This window comes from Aeromonas crassostreae (genome assembly GCF_054052445.1).
On the sequence record NZ_JBSTYM010000013.1, the window covers coordinates 82,352 to 99,712 of the forward strand.

The window sequence follows — 17,361 nt, forward strand, 5'->3', positions numbered from 1 at the left end:
TGAGTCGTTTACCGTATGGCAGACTCGCCGATTGACGAGTCTGCATTGTTCGGTGTGGGCGGTTTAGTTGATGGCTACGTTTGCCGCCACGGCGATCTGATAGATGATCTGGGTAATGTCTTTGACCGACTGCATGGTTTTGCTGTCAACCTTGGGCAATACCATGATCTGATCCCCAGGCTGAACGCTGCCCTGGCCTTTAAATTCCACCAGTCCGTTGGCATGCACCACGGCAATGCGCTCATCATTGGCTCGTTCGGTAAAGCCACCCGCCCAGGCGACATAGTCATCGAGGTCGGCATTGGCGTTGTAGACCACGGCTTGTGGCATCAGCACCTCACCACCCACCTGAATGAGATCCGTCTTGTTGGGGATCACTATCTGATCGCCTTGCTCCAGCTGAATGTTGGCGATGATACCCTTGTCGGCCACCACGACTTTGCCAAGAGGCTGGATCTTGCGGGCTTTGTCCACAAACTGCATGACCAGTTCTGCCTCTTTGGCCCGTATGGCTGCTTCGCCATCCGAACTGGCCGGGGCGGTGAACACGCTGCGCTCCAGCCGGTTGAGCGACTCATCCAGCATATCTTTCTGCCTGATGGCCACACTCTTTCGCATCAGATAGATGGATTGGTAATCGGCCAGCTCTGGGTTAATCGGAATATGATTGAGCAGATCGTGCAGCTTGGTTTCTTTGCGGACGGTGAAATAAGAGGGCCCCATGTAACTGCCACTGACCTGCACATCGTAAACCTGCGCATGCATGTCATCGTTGAACAACACCTTGTCGCCGTCCTTGAGTTGGACCTGGGCAAAATCCTTGTAAGGCAGATAGATAGAGAAGGGACCATTTGAGCGGTCACCGATAACACCGACATGACTCACCTTGGCGAGGGGGAGGGCATAGTTGACCAGCTCCGAACCCAGCGTATTGCGCTGCTTCAACTCGAAGCGGAACGGATTGCGAACCTTGCCTGCCACATTGATCATCGGCCCCTGGGGCTCCACCAGGATGACATCCTGATCTTTCAGGGACAACTTGGGCATTCTGCCTTTCTGGATAAATTCGTACAGGTCTATCTGCTGGATGAGCTGGTTTTGGCGCAAGACTTTGATTTTGCGATAGCTGCCGCGCTCTGAGTCTATGCCGCCCGCCCGCTTGAGAAAATAGAGCACGCTGTCAGACGATTGTCCGGCGTATTGGCCAGGACGGATCACCGGTCCCGTCACAAATACACTTACCGGGGTTGTCGTCAGCAGATTGACGTAAATATTGACGTTGTTGGTAAATACGTCGCCAATTTTGCTGGTCACCAAATTGTTTATCTGGCTGGCAGGGACATTCTTGACATTGATCGGGCCCACATCGGGGATGAAAATATTACCCTGATTGTCGACCGTTACCACATTGGAGAAATTGACCGCACCCCAGATCCAGATATTCAGCTTGTCTCCGGGCGCTATCAGATAATTGTCGTTCAAGCCATCACTGCGTTCGGTTTCATAGCCACCGGCAAACAGATTGGCGCCGTAGGGGGGAGGGAGTCCAGCCTCGGCTTGTGGCAGCAATTTCCGCACATCTGATTCGCCTGGCAGCAACATGCCCTGACGATTCTGCTGGGTAAAGCTGCCGGTGGTGGAACTGGTGTTGGCTTGACCACTCAAGGAGGATTGGCCACCCAACTGGGGCCGGTTGTTGCCACCACCATTGCCTGACAGGTTATAGCCAAATGATGACCCATTCGATTGGGTTTGGTCAGGTGCGCTGGCCGCCATGGTGGTGCAGGAGGCGCCGATGAGAAACAGGAGGGCACCCAGCTGACGAACGTTCATTTTCTTCAAAACATATACCTTCGAGTTTATTGCTCAGCAAGAAGGTTGCTGATAGAGGCCTGTTCCAATTGGGGTACCAGATACCACTGTTCATCGAGCTTGCAGGTGGCTCGTCTCTGTGAGTGATGTTGACTGCTATCAAACAACAGTTCTACGCACTCACGCCCCAAGGCTGAAACATAACGTTGTCCCAGGGTAAAAGTGGTGCTGTTGGTGCTGAGGGCAGCCCCTTGCGGCTGAGTATCGAGAGCCTGTTGCAGGTTTGCTGGCATGGCTTGCAGCTGTGTGGTCGATGATGGATTGACGAGAGGACGGGAGGCTTCGACCTGCTTTGGCTCATAGGCGCAGCCACTCATAGAGATTGCCAGCGATATTGCCAGAAACCGGGGTATATAGTTCATGTGTCAATATTGTCCATGGAATCAAAATCTGGATGTAAATGCAATGTTACCAAGCACTGTTGTCGCGTTTGTTGCAACAATGACGCTGGATTGTTGGGCGCGTCTGCTACCCTGGACGGGCGCATATATGAACAAAAATAAATCAATTCACTCGAAATATAAGCTTTCCTGGCCTATTGCTGGTTGATTTGATCGTTTGGTGAGCGAAAATTGTTTGTTTAATGACCAAGCTGACCCAGAAAAGATTCATACGCTTGCCCTACCGTGAGCTCTTAGTCGTCATGCGATGCATCGAAAGGTAAAAAAAGAGGAAAGCTACCGCACGGAAGTGACATTGTTCCGGTCAAAAAAAGCACATTTTTTATTGAAAAGTAAAATCAAGGCACACAGAGGGGGTTAACAGCGGAACTGTTTAACAAAAATGCCTGTCATCCAGGCCATTATCCCATGCTTGTCTGTGCTCGCCAATGGCAAGCACAACGCTTTGTTTTTAATTGCGTAACATCCTACTTATTGGATGCGATTGAGTCAACACATAATAACGAACTTCAGTGCACAGTAATCACCATCAACTTATTGTTTTTAAAGTAATTAATTTTTCACCTCATAGTAATGTGTTAATTTCATGAAGGTTTATGGACAAGGTATGGTTAATTAAGACACCTCTTATGTAGTACTTCTCGCCATTCTAACCATGCCGGGTGCCTAATTTACAAATACATTACATATCTGGGCGTTATCTTGCTTTGGCTATTATTTAGTCTGACCTTTTTATTATGCTGATTTTTGATGTTTGGTATCTTTATTGGTAGCTCAATTGGCTGAAAATACATTATTTTTTAGTTTTACATGTCACGTTGACAACCGCTCTGACTACTGACTATGCCTGATGTGTGCCTGGGTGAGTTTGAGGAAGGCACCACTGGATCACCGGATGTAGGAGGGGACATGGACGTCAACACTCTCTTGCTCTCAGGGCTGCTGACTTCGTTGGCGGTGAGTTCGGGAGCACTTGCCAATGACAAGATTATTGCACTGCAGCTGGGGACACCGGCCGAGAGCGAGAAGCTCGACATCTTTACCGCAGATCTCAAATATCATCGCATGTTCTGGCATTGGGGGGATTCCGGGTGTCAATCTGGTATGAGCGTTCGTGGTGGCATGTTGAAGGTTGGGGAGGAGTACACCACCAGGCTGGGGGGCGGTGTTCGCGCCGAATGCTTATGGGGGCATTGGGTGATGTGGATCCCCGCAGGGGTGGTGTGGTTGGCTGATCATGAGTTTGGCCACAGAGGCAATGGCTTCAAAAATTATGGCGGACCCTTCCAATATGTTGTCGGTATTGGCCTTGGTTATGAGCTAACGGCAAACTGGCGGCTTGGTTATCAGTATGAACACATGTCCAATGCCAATATGTATGAGCAGAATCCTGGTTTGGACACCCACACGCTGCATATCGAGTATCGGTTTTAAATTTCTTCTTTTTTGTGCTGCCAAGCCCCTGCCTGTCAGGGGCTTTTGTCGTCGTGTGGCGGGGTTCCTCAGCGACCGAGGTAGGTGCGGTCGAAGAAGGTGTAGACCCAGTGGGGGCGGTAGACGGCGAGCAGTGTCATGGTCATGCCGTTGAGCAGGGCCTCGGGGAAGAGCAGCAGGGGCCAGATGGTGAGGTAGTCATCCATGATGGTCTGCCAGGGATAGTCACCGCTCAGGCCGAGCAGCAGGGCGGTGGCCAGCATCTTGGCCGAGATGGCCAGGGCGCCGCCGAGGAAGGCGGCGATAAACAGGTAGACGAACAGGTGGCGGGGCAGCCAGGCCCAGCTCCCCAGAAACAGCAGCCAGCTGGTGGCCACCGGCAGGGCGATGCCTACCAGGGCATGCCAGCCGAGGTCGGCCCAGGACTCTGTGCCCGCGTAACTGAGCAGCAACAGGGTGAGGGTGGGTGCCCAGAGCGCCAGGCGCCAGCCCAGCAGCAGGGTCAGGCTGGTGAGGCCGAGAAAATGCACCTCGAGCCCCTCATGGAGTCCAGCCCGCAGCAACCAGAGCGGCAGCAAGGCGATGGCGCTGCCAAGGAGCAGGTGTTGATAGAGGGGGGTCGTGCGCAGGCTTTGCCAGAGGCTCCCCTTGAGGGTCGCCGTCAGCAGCAGTAACCAGAGAAGCAGGGCCGCGAGTTGGCCTTCACTCATGGGGCATCCTTGCCTTGGGGCCGCGAACGGGTCGCGGCCGTATCAGGAGATCAGTACTTCACATTGCCATGGTACTGGCCGAGGATGGCCTGGATCTTGTCCATGGTCTCCCGTTTGGGGGGGTGAATGCCGGTCAGTTCGTAGGTTTCCCCCAGCACGTCCCACTTGTGTTTGCCCAGTTCGTGGTAGGGCAGCAGCTCCACCTTCTCCACCGCGCTGCCCAGCTCCTGGATGAAGCGGCCCAGCCCCTCGGCGCTCTCCTCGTCGTCGGTCCAGCCCGGCACCACCACGTAGCGGATCCACATGGTCTTGCCCTTGGCGGCGAGATGGCGGGCGAATTCCAGGGTGTACTTGTTGCTGACATGGGTCAGGGGGATGTGCTTCTCGTCATTGATCTGCTTGATGTCGAGCAACACCAGATCCGTGTTGTCGAGCACCTTGTCGAGCATGTCGTCGTAGTGGCGCACGAAGCCGTTGGTGTCGAGGCAGGTGTGGATCCCCTGGGCCTTGCAGGCGGCAAACAGCTCGGCGATGAAGGCTTGCTGCAACATGGCTTCCCCGCCGGAGGCGGTCACGCCGCCGCCGGAGGCATTCATGAAGTGGCGATAGCTGGTGAGATCCTTCATCAGCTCGGGTACCGTCACCTCCCGGCCGCCCTGGGTGTCCCAGGTGTCCCGGTTGTGGCAGTACTTGCAGCGCATCAGGCAGCCTTGCATGAAGACGATGAAGCGAATACCGGGGCCATCGACGGTGCCGCAGGTTTCAACGGAGTGGATCCGGCCAATGACTCCGGGTGCACTGATTTGAACGGCAGGGATCTGATTACTGACAGACATAGACAACTCCAGCGTTTCGAGCAGGCCGTTATTTTATTACGAAAGTCCCTATAAATCCTACATGTTTAGCCAGGCGACAAGGGCGCCAGCAGCGCCTCCAGCGCCTTGACCGGCAGCGGCCTGCTGGTGAGGAAGCCCTGATAGTGCTGGCAACCGAGCTGCTTGAGCATGTCGAGCTGCTCCTGCTCCTCGACCCCTTCGGCGGTGACGGTGAAGCGAAATACCCGGGCCAGATCCAGGATTGCCTTGACGATGGCCCTGTCCTGCTCGCTGTGGACCAGGGTCTGGATGAAGCTTCTATCCAGCTTGACCTCATCGGCCGGCAGATCCCGCAGGTAGGCCAGCGACGAATAGCCGGTGCCAAAATCATCGATGGAGAGCAGGATGCCGAGCTCCTTGAGCTGGCGCATGCGGGCGATACTCTCCAGCCGGTTCTCCAACACCACGGATTCGGTGATCTCCAGCAGCAAGCGGGAGGGGGGTACCCCGGTGTCGCGCAATATGTACTCCACCTGCTGCACGAAGCCGGCGGTGTGGAACTGGCGGGCGCTGACGTTGACGGAGAGATGGGGAATGGCCCTCCCCTGGTTGAGCCAGAAGCTGTACTGGGCGCAGGCGGTCTTCATCACCCAGTAGCCGATGTCCTGGATCAGGCTGGTCTCCTCGGCGATGGGGATGAACTCACCGGGGGGCACCATGCTGCCATCACTCTTTTGCCAGCGCAGCAGCGCCTCGATGCCGGAGAGGGCGCCGTTGTCGACCCGATACTGGGGCTGATAGTGCAGCAGCAGCTCGTGGTTGCGCAGGGCGTCCCGCAGCTGGTTGTTGAGGGCCAGCTTGTTTTTCTCCTGCTCGGCCATGGTCTGGCTGAAGAAGACATAGCTGCCCTGGCCGCCACGTTTGGCCATGTGGGCTGCGGTATCGGCCTGCTGCATCAGGATCAGGTGATCCTTGTCCTCCCCCGAGAAGAGGCTGATGCCGATGGAGACGCTGCAGTGCAGCTTGTGGGACTCGATGTCGAAGGGGATGCGAAACAGGCTCATCAGCTCGCGGGCGAAGTGCTCCGCCAGAATTTTGGCGGTGACATAGCCCTGGCCGAGGGCGTTGAACAGCAGGGCGAACTCGTCCCCCGAGATGCGGGCCAGCACCAGATTCTCCTGGGGCAGTCCCTTGAGGCGCTCGACCACGGCCTGCAGCAGCTTGTCGCCATAGGCATGGCCGAGGGAGTCGTTGATCGACTTGAAGTTGTCCAGATCCAGCAGCAGCAGGGCGCCCCACTGACCATTGGGCTCATCCAGGGTGCGGCGCAGGGCATCGGTCAGGCTGCGGCGGTTGAACAGGCCACACAGATCGTCGTAATAGGCGAGCTGCTCTATGTTGCGGGCCGCCTCCCGCTCCTTGCTGACGTCATAGAAGCTGCAGACCAGGTGATTGATCTCGTCTTGTTCATTCTTGACCCCGCTCACCATGAGCCGCACCGGGAACAGGTTGCCGGCCTGGTTGAGGCACTGCTCCTCCCCGATCCAGAGCTCCTGGTTACGTACCGCCTGCCAGACCTCTTCCTTCAGGCGATCGCCGTAATAGGGGGGGCGCAGCCGATCGATATGCTGGCCCACTATCTCCTGCTCGCTGAAACCGGTGATGCGGCAAAAGGATTGATTCACCTTGAGGATGATGCCCTTGGCATCGGCCACCAGCAGGCCGTCGTGGGTGTTGAAGGCGACCTCGGCCAGGCGCAGGGCATCGTCGGCGGCCAGGCGTTGCATCTCGACGGTGGCGCGGCTGGCCTGGGCGCTGAGGGCATCGAGCAGGGGCATGGGATCGGACAGGGTCTGGGGGAGCAGCAGGATGAGCTGGCCGATGGGCCGCTTGGCCGACTGCACCAGGGGAATGCCGATGAAGGCCTGGGCATTGTGATGGAGCAGCTTGGTCGCCAGGGGGTAGCGCAGCGCCAGATCCTCCACATAGAGGGCCTGGCCATGGTGAAACAGCTCGACGCTGGGACCGGGATCCAGGTCCATGGGGGACCAGTGCAGGGTCTCGTCCTGGCGGCGAACGTGGCGCGGTATGACCCAGAGCTTGCTGCCCCTGGGTTGGTACTCACCAATCCAGCCGAGCATGGCGCCGCTGGCGGCGCAGGCCCAGCCGACCAGCGCCTCGCAATAGTCGATGCCGGTCAACATGCTCAGCTCGCCGGGCAGCGCCAGCAGGGGGGCCGCCGTCTGGGGGACGTCTTCTATGTGCGGTTGCCAGTGGCCCAGGCGCTGGGCGCAGTGGCGTACCAGTTGCAGCATCTCTTCGTTGAGCTGGATCGGGTTCTGGTACTCCAGGCTGAGCACGCCGATGAGTCTGTCATGGTCGAGCAGGGCGGCATCGAGACGGGCGCGCACCCCATGCTCGCTCAGGTAGTAGTGCTGGCACAGCATGGGCTGGTGGGCCGCCTCGGAGAAGCTCAGTGCCTTGCGGGTGCGCAGGGCGCGGATGTAGCGGCTGTCACCGCGCAGGGGGCCGAGGGGAGGGGTGTCCTCCTCCAGCCCCAGGGTGAAGACGGGGGTGAGCTGCTCGCCGCCGAACGGGCCATTGGCCTGGTAATGCCAGAGGATGAGGCGATCCGCCGCCAGGGTCTCTCTCAGGCTCTCCAGCATGGGGGCGAACTGCTGCTGGCTCGCCATCTGGCTCAGCCGGGGCAGGTGCAGGGCGAGATCCGCCATGGCCTCCTGGGACTGGGTCTGAAGGCACAGCAGCCAGAAGGCATCTTGCTCGTGGGAGAGGGCAATCTGCCAGATCATGCCGTCAAAGCGCAGGCTCAGCCGGCCACCCTGCCCCTGGCTCAGCATCCGCTCTATGGGGCCGCGCAGGGGCTCCGGCAACTGGGCCGGCCAGGGGGACCTGGGCTCATCGAGCCAGTGCAGGGGGGTCTGCATCACATCCGTCAGGGCGACCAGTCGCTGGCTGCGAGCATCCAGGCGAAAGAAGAGCGGTACCGAGGTGCTGGGCACTGACTGGCGAAGTGCGATAGACGACATGAAGGGAAACATCCTGTTGAGCAACTGCCGGAGGGCCAAGAATACTGCATATTGGCGGCAAACAAAATTCCATTGATATCTAAATTAGGTGTTGCTAATTTATTGTTTTCCTCGCGCCAAGTGGAGTCTGAGATGATGCGTATTCTGATTGTGGGCGGTGTGGCTGGCGGCGCCTCGGCGGCGGCCCGTGCCCGTCGAGTGAATGAAGAGGCAGAGATAGTGATGTTCGAGCGGGGCGAGTTCGTCAGCTTCGCCAACTGCGGTCTGCCCTACCACATAGGAGGTGACATAGCGGAGCGGGATGCCCTGCTGCTGCAGACGCCACAGAGCTTCAAGCGCCGTTTCAACGTGGATGTGCGGGTCTTTCACGATGTGATCGAGATAGACAGGGCGGGCAAGAGCCTGCTGGTGCGCAACCTGCAGACCGGGGAAGAGCGGCGCGAGCCTTATGATCGCCTGTTGCTGAGCCCAGGAGCCGCCCCCATCCGGCCCCCCTTCCCCGGCATCGATAGCCCCCACGTTTATACCCTGCGCAACATCCCGGACATGGATCGCATCCTGGCGGCCCTGGCGCACGACCAGCCACGCCATGTGACCGTGGTTGGTGGCGGCTTCATCGGGCTGGAGATGATGGAGGCGCTGCATCAGCGCCAGCTGGATGTCACCCTGCTGGAGCTCTCCGATCAGGTGATGGCACCGGTGGACAAGGAGATGGCCAACCTGCTCCATGCCCGCATCCGGGAAGAGGGAGTCGATCTGCGCCTGCACACCGGTCTCAATGCCATCGAGAGTCTGGATGTGACGGCGGAGAAGACGGCGGACGTGCCGACCGCCAACAGCGGCGGCCTGCGCCTGACTCTGAGCGACGGTTCGCATCTTGAGACAGGTCTGTTGATCCTGGCCATCGGGGTCAAGCCGGAGACCTTGCTCGCCGCCAAGGCGGGGTTGGCGCTGGGGCCGCGCGGCGGCATCAAGGTAGATGCCGGCATGCGCACCTCGGATCCCTTCATCTATGCGGTGGGGGACGCGGTGGAGGAGACCGACTTCGTCACCGGCGAGTCGGTGCTGATCCCGTTGGCGGGCCCCGCCAACCGCCAGGGGCGCATCGCCGCCGACAACATGCTGGGCCGAAGCGAAACCTACAAGAAGACGCAAGGGACCGCCATCTGCAAGCTGTTCGACCTGGCGGTGGCGAGCACAGGCCTCAACGAGAAGCGGCTGGTGCAGCTGGGTCTGCCGTTCGAGAAGGCCTATGTCCACCCGGGCAGCCACGCCGGTTACTACCCCGGCGCCCACCCCATCAGCCTCAAGCTGCTGTTTGCCCCCGATGGCAAGATTTATGGCGCCCAGGCCATCGGCAAGGATGGGGTCGACAAGCGCATCGACGTGCTGGCGGTGGCCCAGCGTGCCGGGCTCACCGTGTTTGACCTGCAGGATCTGGAACTCACCTATGCGCCGCCGTTCGGGTCGGCCAAGGACGCAGTCAACATGGCGGGCTTCGTGGCGAGCAACCACTTGAAGGGGGACACCATCCTTTGCCATGCGGCCGAGGTCAATGCCCGCAATCCCCATCAGCAGGTGCTGGATGTGCGCAATGGCCCCGAGCTCGACAAGCTGGGCCGGATCCCGGGGGCCATGCACATTCCCCTCGACGAGCTGCGCGGCCGCCTCCATGAGTTGCCAAAAGACAAGGAGCTGCTGGTCAGCTGCCAGGTGGGTTTGCGCGGCCATGTGGCCTGCCGCCTGCTGAGCCAGCACGGTTTTCGGGCGAAGAACCTCTCCGGCGGCTTCAAGACCTGGCAGCTGGTCATCGCCGAGTAGATCTGCCCGGCCGACATGGCCCAATCGCCTGCTTTGCATGAAAAAGGGCCACTCCATGGAGTGGCCCTTTTTGACACCCTGAGTACCGCCCGATCAGGGGGCGCTGTCATGGAGCTGCTTGCGGATGTGGTGCTGCAAGACCGCCAGCATGGAGGCGCCGGAGAGGCCTATCATCAGGGCGCCGTTGACCGCTTCCAGCGGCCCGAGCATCTTCCACTGCGGGCTCATGACGATGTCGCCATAGCCCAGGGTGGCGAAGTTGACCCCGGAGTGGTAGACCGCCTCCTGCAGGGTGTCGAACTCCCCGAGCCACAGGAAGAGCGCCCCCCAGACGCCGATCTGTGCCAGGTTGCCCAGCATCACCAGGGTGATGATGGCAAACAGCGCCAGCATGCCGGCCACCACCCCCTCACGCTTGCCGAACCGCTTGATGTAGAAGCGGATGCACCAGACGGACACCAGGGATTGCAGCAGCATGTTGATCAGGATCACCGGGATGCCGACCATAAATATGAGAAACATGTCAGTCTCCTAACTTGGCTTCTGCCAGTGGTCGGCCGACCGGCCACCACTGCTCGAGCAGCAAGATACACAGCCAGCCATAACCGGCCACCACCAGATAGAGGCCACAACGCATGGCCGCCGCCAACCACACATCCTTGCCGGTGGCGCTGTCCTCGATGGCTGGGCCAAACAGGATGAGCGCCGTGATCCAGGCATTGCTCCAGAATGACGGCGGGAAGCGGCTCGCCACCAGCCGGATCAGACGCCGCGCCAGCCAGAGGGTCATCAGGGTCAGCATCAGCACCAGCATCAGGAGCGAGGGCCAGAGGCTGAGCCCCAGCCAGAGTGCACAGGCCAGCAGGGCACCCATCAGGGTCGAGAGCACCAGCTCCTGGCCCGCCTGTCTGGCGTTGAGGGAGGTGCTCTGCTGGGCCAGCGTCACCGTCTTCATCACCGCCGGAATGTAGAAGGCCGGGTTGCCGAGGGCCAGCAGCCACACCGGCATCACGATGGCAACGGCGCGCAGCGCCAGCCGCTCGGGGTATTCGGGGGGCAGCGGTACGGGCCTTGGCGCCGCTCCCGCCACCGGCAGGGGGGGGAAAAGCGCGTGAGCCATGCGGTTGACCAAGGTGCCCACCAGGATCCCCAGCCCCATCATCTGGGCGATGGCGATGGCCAGTGACTGCTCGATGAGCCCGGCCACCGGGATCACCGTAATGGCCATGATGAGCAGCATGGCGGCGGCCCCCTTGCCGGCCATCGACTGCTGCATCAGCAGGTAGAGCAGCAGTCCGATGAGCAGCACGGCCGCCAGGGCATAGTGGGTCAGCAGGGGCACCAGCAGCACCCCGGCGGCCATGATCCCCAGCAGCAGGAGCCCCCCTGCCAGCCCCTTCTTCAGGCCGAGCGCCTCCCCGGGGCGGCACAGCACCACCCAGGCCATGATGACGCCGAGGTGGGGCATGGGCAGGGCCAATCCGTAACAGATCCCCGCCGCGAGCCCGATGCCCGTGCCAATGCGCAGTACAGCCCTGTCGGCGTTATGCATATGGCGCCTCAATAGAGGAAGGAGAAGAGGCTCATCAGCCGGATATAGAGCGCCCCCAGGAGGTGCATCACCCCGCTCTCGCTGGTGTAGACCAGCACATCGGCCTGGCCGCCGACCCGCAGCGCCTCGACCGGCGGAAAGTCGTCGCTCTGGAAGGCGATTTTGACCGGGAAACGCTGCGCCTGACGCAGCCAGTCGCGGTTGTTGTCCACCGTGGGCAGGGTACCGGCGGGCGGGCTCTTGCCATCGCCCACCCCGTAGCCGACGCTGCGGATCTCCCCCTTGAACAGCTGTCCGGGCAAGCTGTCGAGCAGGATGGCGACCTTGTCCCCTGGTCGAACGTTGCCCAGGTTGTTCTCCGTCAGATCCGCCGATACCCAGACATCGTGAATGGCGATCAGGGTCATGGCCGGTGCGCCGGCCCCGATGAACTGACCTACATCCGTGCTGAGATCCGTGATGAGCCCCCGACCCGGCGCCACCACTCGGGTGTTCTGGCGATCCAGCTGCGCCTTGTGGACCGCCGAGCGGGCGCTGAGCAGCTGGGAGTTGTCATCGCCGCTCGCCCCGGCGGCCTCGATGGCGCGGCGGACGTCGGCTTGTGCTGCCGCCACCTGGCTCCTGGCCGTCTCGCGGCTGGCCTGGGCCACCTCGAGGCGACGCACCGAGATGGCGCCCGGATCCTCGCGATAGAGCCGCTCCTGGCGCTCCGCATCCTTGGCCGCGTTGTCATAGGCGGCGCGCATGGCCATCAGGGAGGCCTCGGCCGCCTTGACCCCTTCGGTATTCGCCTTGACGCCGCTCAAGACCGTCTGGTAGTCGGAGTTGGCCTTGGCCAGGGCGATGTCATAGGGCTCGGGGTCGATCTCGAACAGGGGGGAGCCTGCGTCCACGTCCTGATTGTCGTGGACATAGACCCGCTTGATCTGGCCGGACACCTCGGCGGCGACGGGGACCACGAAGGCCTGCACCCGGGCCTGGGAGCTGTATGGGGTCAACCTGTCCGCCAGCAGATACCAGATGAGCAGGAGGAGGATTGCAGCCAGCAGCCCTAGGGTGGCGCGGCGGCTGGCCTGGCCGGGAGATGCAGTGCTGTCAGTCATGGGAGCTTGCCTTCTGTGTCATGGGGGAGTGGGTCGCGTCGAGCAGGGGAGCCCAGTCGGCTCGCGTGCGCAGCTGGGCCTCCACCTCCGGGGTGACCAGGGGACGTTCGCGCCCCTGTTCCCAACCGCCACCCAGTGCCTTGTAGAGCGTGATGAGATCGCGCATCCGGGTGCCACGGCTGTTGACCAGGCGCTCCTGCTGGCTGAACAGGGCGCGCTGGGAGTCGAGCACACGCTGGAAGTCCGCCATCCCCTCGCGATACTGGGTGTTGGCTATCTCGAGGGCGCGACGGGCGGCCTCGCCGGTCTGGGTCAGCAGGGCGATCTCGTCCTGGCCGTTGGCGTAAGCCACGGCCGCGTCATCCACCTCGCGGGCCGCCTTGAACACGCTGTCGCGATAGCGCTCGTGCAGCTGCTGGAAGCGGGCGTCCTGCACCAGGATCTGGTTGCCGAGCCGTCCCTGATCGAGCAGGTTCCAGCTGAGCGAGGGGCCGACGGCCCAGGAGAAGGTGCCGCTCTCCCCATTGGTGGCGTTGACGCCCAGGGTGCCAAGCAGGGTGATGGAGGGGTAGAGCTCGCTCTCGGCCACCCCGATCAGGGCCGACTGGGCGGCCAGCTGGCGCTCGGCGACCCGCACATCGGGGCGTCGGCGCAGCAGATCGGCCGGCATCTCGGTGACCAGGGCCAGCTCGCCCTCGGGGATCTTGCCGGTGTTGGTGGCCATCTCGGGCAGGGGACCCGGGGGTCTGGCAATCAGGGTCGAGAGGGCATTCTGGCTCTGGCGCTGGCTGGTCTCGAGTTGCGGAATGCCGGACAAGGTACCGAGGTACTGGGTCTTGGCCTGCTGCACGTCCAGCTCGGCGCTGTTGCCGCTCTTGAACAGCCGTTCGGTGATCTCCAGGCTGCGCCGCTGGAGGCGGGCATTCTCCCGGGCGATGTAGAGGCGCGCCTCCAGGGTGCGGATACTCACATAGAGCTGGGCCACCTGGGCGGCCATCAGCACCTGGATGTCATCATACTGGGCCAGGGTGGCGAAGTAGTTGGCATCCGCCGCTTCGATGCCGCGTCTGAACTTGCCCCAGAAGTCGAGCTCCCAGCCGAGATTGAACCCGGCGCCATAGCTGCTGCCGGCGCTGCTGTGACCGTTGCGTGTCTGTCCTGCTTGCAGAAACTCGCCGGTGCCCACGGTGGCCTGGGGGCCGAGCAGGCTCTCGGCGATGCCGAGCTGGGCCTGGGCCTCGAGGATCCGCAAGCCGGCGATCCGCACGTCCGGGTTCTTTCGCAGCGCTTCCAAGACCAGGGCACTCAGCACGGGGTCGTTGAGCCGGTTCCACCATTGGCGATAGTCGGCGGTCGCGCTCGCCTGCTGACCCTCGCTGGCGCTGTGCCAGCCGGCCATCTCTTCGACTCTGGGAGCCTGATAGTCGGGGCCCAGCACTGTGCAGGCACTCAATAACAGGCACGCGCCCCCCGTGAACAGGGGGCGCATGGTGTGACGTTGGACGGCCATGGGGTTATTTATCCGCAGAAGCCAGACCTTCGTTGACCCAGGCCATGAAGATGCGATAGCCGATGGAGAGCAGGGTGGCGCCGATGAACATGCCGAGGATGCCACTGGCTGCCATGCCGCCAAGGGCACCCAGCAGTACCACTGGCATGGGGGCATCGACACCGCGACCCAGCAGCAGCGGCTTGAGGACGTTGTCGGCCATGCCTGCGACGATCAGCAGAACGCTGTAGATGATGTTCACCGCAGTGCCGTGATCACCCGCGCTCCACATGTAGGCGATGGCGGGCGCCGTCACCAGGATCACGGGCACCTGGGCGATACCGAGGATCAGCGCCAGGACGAAGAAGATGCCGACGGCCGGGATCCCTGCCAGCATCATGACGATGCCCGCCAGCAGTGCCTGGATGAAGGCGACCCCGATGACCCCTTGAGCGACGGCACGTATGGTGCTGGTGCACAGCTTGGTCAGCGCCAGCCCCTTGCGTTCATCCGTGATGCGCATGGCGATGCGATCGGCGCTCGCAGCGCCCGGTGCGCCCCAGGCCATTATGATGCCGGCCACGATGAAGGAGAAGACGAAGCCGAGCAGGCCGCCCCCCATGCTGGCCAGGATGCCGACGACCTTCTTGGCCAGATCCCCGAGCTGTGGCTTGTAGCTGACGATGAGGCTGGGCAAGTCCACCGAGGCCTTCAGCCAGACGGCATGGAGCTTGTCGCCCACCACAGGGATGCCGGCGATGTCGGCGGAGGGCGCCGGGATCACCAGGGTGTTGTTTTCCACCTTGTCGACCAGGGCGCTGACGCTGTCACCCAGGGAGCTGACCATGACGACGGTAGGGGCCACGATGAGCAGCACCCCCAGCAGTACCAGCAGGGTAGAGGCCTTGCCCTGTTTGCCGCCCAGGCGCGCGGCAAAGCGCTGGTGGAGGGGGTAGAGGGTGACGGCCAGGATCAGGGCCCACAACATCATGTTCATGAAGGGGGAGAACACGGTAAAGCAGAAAGAGCCCAGTGCCAGGATAAGGCCAAGCTTGATGAACATATCCAGGAATCTGGCAACCAACCTTTTTTCGACGATGGACAGATCGTTATTTTCCATTCTGGTATGACTCCGACGGGGGATGAGCACACAACCATGCTGGCCAACATAGGTGTCGGGCCAGCAGGCATGGGTTGTGCAGTAATTAAATAACACTGAGTTCAGCGAGTGGGGGCACGCTGACCTTGCCTGCATTTAATGTATGGCACAGGAACTCACTGTTTAAAAAATATTTAACCGATTGATATTAGGTTGATTGCTTCTACAACTTCAGCAGGGATAGAGAATAAAGAGTCCCCCATGCCACACAAGTGAACCGTTGCCCCCGGTCTAGCTTGGGTTCAGAAAAAAAAGGGGAGTTTGGCTATGTAAAATAGCCACCCAAAAAGAGCTTTGAATGGGGAATATTATTTTCCGCTAATAAATAGCCGTTTCTGCTGCCGGCAACGACATGCAGTGGATGATGTGCCTGGCCGTACTGGGCTTTGTGTTCATGGGAGCGACGTTTCATCCAACTGGCTCCTACGCAGCGCTGGTGGCGGTGCCGCTGCTGCTCTGCGTTTATTCGCCTCTCTCGGATAGCCGCCCCTTGCCGGCGCAGCCCAATACGGTGAGCGAGGCCGAGATCTGCTGACTGCTGGGGCGCAGCGCGAGCGCCACCCAGCCCGCTGCCAGAATGCGGCACAATCCGGCTCGGACGCTCTGGCGCTCTCGCGGGAGCCCTGGCGAGCGACGCCAGGCGCAGCTCACCAGCCAGTGCGCGGGGGAGGGGCGAAGCGCCGACGTGCAGGCTCCCATTCGCATCCTGGCCTTGGGGGAGGGCAACCTCATCCGCAGTCAGCGCTACCGCCTGCAACCCAGGGGGCTGGGGGGCGTGGGCAAGCCGCACGGGTTTCTCAACGGTCAGCGGCTGAGCGGGGACGGGGATCTGGTGCTGAGCGAGGCGCTACCCGCTGGTGGTGGGCGAGGCGGGCAACAGCGATCGCATCGGGTGTCGGCTGGAGACCCCCTCCTGAGGCAGGCGGGTCAGAGGGACTACCCGTTCAGAGCGACAATATTTTGACGGCCGCCTCTGTGCTGGATGAAGGTCAGGGTTTGACCTGGCCCAGCCGGGTGAAGAAGTGCTGGCTCTTGCGCTGGTGAAAGTGGCTCTTCTTGATGGGATGGAAGACAAGGTTGCTGTCGGGATGACTCTCCTTGAGCCTGTGGATCATCGCCATGGCGGGCAATGAGCAGCTGACCAGGGTGGTGAGTGGCAGGCTGCGGGTATCCGGGCCCAGCAATTGATTGAGCCCCTGCTGCGCCTGCTCGAAGCGAGCCAGTACGGCAGGGTCGGCATAGCCGCTGCCCAGCATGACGAGCAGGGCATCCAGAGCCTGGTGGAAGGCCGCCAACTGCTGGCGAAAACCGCTGCTCCCACGCAGGGCAACCAGCTCATCGAAGGAGATCTCGGCGAGGTGAGTGGGCACTTGCAGCGGGATCTCGAGGTGGAAGCAATCCTGGCCGCCCCGGTTGTGGTAGCGGGATTCGAGCAGGTGAAGCAGCCTGTCCAGGTAGTCGTGATCCGTGATGAGAGCCCCCTCATTGGCGAGCGCCCACTCACGGGCGAGGCGCATGGAGAGCAGGTTGGCAAAGCGCCGCGCCATCCTGATCCCCCCCTCGTCTTGCGTCGCAAAACCGTGGCTCAGGCAAAAACCGTGCAGCCGCTCCAGACCCGGCTGGGCGGGGCAGAAGCAGTCGTGGTTGGCACGCTGGCGCCAGCGCGCGATCAGCGCCTTGTTGCCAAACACCTTGTGGCGCACGAAATCGGGGGCGACAAGGCCGGTAATCTGATTTTCGATTTGGGGGGTGATACCGGCAAAGAAGGCCGGCGCTGGCTGCTCGGCCAGCAGATCGCTCTGCTGGCGCAGGGTATCGAGCAGGGCGGTGAGGCCGTTTTTTTTACTGACGGTGAACACGAAGGCGAGGCGCTCGAGCCAGAGCAGGGCGAATTTGAGCCAGAGCTCGTCGCGCACCTCCATGCCGGGGTAGTAGATAAAGGTCTTCATCTCGGGTGA

At 61.2% G+C, this 17,361-nt stretch carries 13 protein-coding genes and 1 pseudogene; 3 read left to right on the forward strand and 11 right to left on the reverse strand.

Annotation, left to right across the window (positions count from 1 at the left end; translation table 11 throughout):
* Positions 1-63: 63 nt before the first annotated feature.
* Positions 64-1,833 carry a polysaccharide biosynthesis/export family protein gene (locus ACW5W4_RS11965; protein WP_456689544.1) on the reverse strand — a complete coding sequence of 590 codons (1,770 nt, stop codon included), beginning with the start codon at positions 1,831-1,833 and terminating at the stop codon, positions 64-66.
* 26 nt (positions 1,834-1,859) lie between these two features.
* A complete protein-coding gene (locus ACW5W4_RS11970) occupies positions 1,860-2,234 on the reverse strand; it encodes a hypothetical protein (RefSeq protein WP_456689514.1) in 375 nt (124 codons plus the stop codon).
* Positions 2,235-3,182: 948 nt separating this feature from the next.
* Here ACW5W4_RS11970 and ACW5W4_RS11975 point away from each other — a divergent pair.
* On the forward strand, positions 3,183-3,707 hold the full coding sequence (locus tag ACW5W4_RS11975; protein WP_456689515.1) for an acyloxyacyl hydrolase: 525 nt from the start codon (positions 3,183-3,185) through the stop codon (positions 3,705-3,707).
* Between the two features lie 68 nt (positions 3,708-3,775).
* On the opposite strand, the gene ACW5W4_RS11980 is transcribed toward ACW5W4_RS11975, so the two are convergent.
* The 3 genes from ACW5W4_RS11980 to ACW5W4_RS11990 all read right to left on the reverse strand — a co-directional run bounded on the left by ACW5W4_RS11980 (position 3,776) and on the right by ACW5W4_RS11990 (position 8,279).
* A complete protein-coding gene (locus ACW5W4_RS11980) occupies positions 3,776-4,417 on the reverse strand; it encodes an energy-coupling factor ABC transporter permease (protein ID WP_427261833.1) in 642 nt (213 codons plus the stop codon).
* Between the two features lie 50 nt (positions 4,418-4,467).
* Entirely contained in the window at positions 4,468-5,253 is a 786-nt protein-coding gene (gene pflA, locus ACW5W4_RS11985) for a pyruvate formate lyase 1-activating protein (protein WP_456689516.1), read from the reverse strand.
* A 65-nt stretch (positions 5,254-5,318) separates the two neighbouring features.
* Complete coding sequence (locus ACW5W4_RS11990) at positions 5,319-8,279, reverse strand: sensor domain-containing phosphodiesterase (protein ID WP_456689517.1); 2,961 nt, start codon at positions 8,277-8,279, stop codon at positions 5,319-5,321.
* Between the two features lie 132 nt (positions 8,280-8,411).
* On the opposite strand from ACW5W4_RS11990, the gene ACW5W4_RS11995 reads away from it, so the two are divergent.
* Entirely contained in the window at positions 8,412-10,100 is a 1,689-nt protein-coding gene (locus ACW5W4_RS11995) for an FAD-dependent oxidoreductase (RefSeq protein ID WP_456689518.1), read from the forward strand.
* Positions 10,101-10,193: 93 nt separating this feature from the next.
* Here the strand turns inward: ACW5W4_RS11995 and ACW5W4_RS12000 are convergent, their stop codons facing one another.
* Genes ACW5W4_RS12000 through ACW5W4_RS12020 form a run of 5 tightly spaced genes read right to left on the reverse strand, consistent with a single transcriptional unit; the run spans position 10,194 to position 15,364 of the window.
* Complete coding sequence (locus ACW5W4_RS12000) at positions 10,194-10,622, reverse strand: ion channel (RefSeq protein WP_456689519.1); 429 nt, start codon at positions 10,620-10,622, stop codon at positions 10,194-10,196.
* A 1-nt stretch (position 10,623) separates the two neighbouring features.
* Complete coding sequence (locus tag ACW5W4_RS12005) at positions 10,624-11,652, reverse strand: hypothetical protein (protein ID WP_456689520.1); 1,029 nt, start codon at positions 11,650-11,652, stop codon at positions 10,624-10,626.
* Between the two features lie 8 nt (positions 11,653-11,660).
* On the reverse strand, positions 11,661-12,755 hold the full coding sequence (locus ACW5W4_RS12010) for an HlyD family secretion protein (RefSeq protein ID WP_456689521.1): 1,095 nt from the start codon (positions 12,753-12,755) through the stop codon (positions 11,661-11,663).
* The gene (locus ACW5W4_RS12015; RefSeq protein WP_456689522.1) at positions 12,748-14,265 is read right to left on the reverse strand and encodes an efflux transporter outer membrane subunit; all 1,518 of its coding nucleotides are present in this window, start codon (positions 14,263-14,265) and stop codon (positions 12,748-12,750) included. The genes ACW5W4_RS12010 and ACW5W4_RS12015 overlap by 8 nt, the downstream gene beginning before the upstream one ends.
* A gap of 4 nt (positions 14,266-14,269) precedes the next feature.
* The gene (locus tag ACW5W4_RS12020; protein ID WP_456689523.1) at positions 14,270-15,364 is read right to left on the reverse strand and encodes an AI-2E family transporter; all 1,095 of its coding nucleotides are present in this window, start codon (positions 15,362-15,364) and stop codon (positions 14,270-14,272) included.
* A gap of 457 nt (positions 15,365-15,821) precedes the next feature.
* Between ACW5W4_RS12020 and ACW5W4_RS12025 the strand changes: the two are divergent.
* A pseudogene (locus ACW5W4_RS12025) lies at positions 15,822-16,320 on the forward strand (penicillin-binding protein 1C); the annotation flags it as partial.
* Between the two features lie 72 nt (positions 16,321-16,392).
* Here the strand turns inward: ACW5W4_RS12025 and ACW5W4_RS12030 are convergent.
* Positions 16,393-17,352 carry a hypothetical protein gene (locus ACW5W4_RS12030; RefSeq protein WP_456689524.1) on the reverse strand — a complete coding sequence of 320 codons (960 nt, stop codon included), beginning with the start codon at positions 17,350-17,352 and terminating at the stop codon, positions 16,393-16,395.
* Positions 17,353-17,361 lie beyond the last annotated feature (9 nt).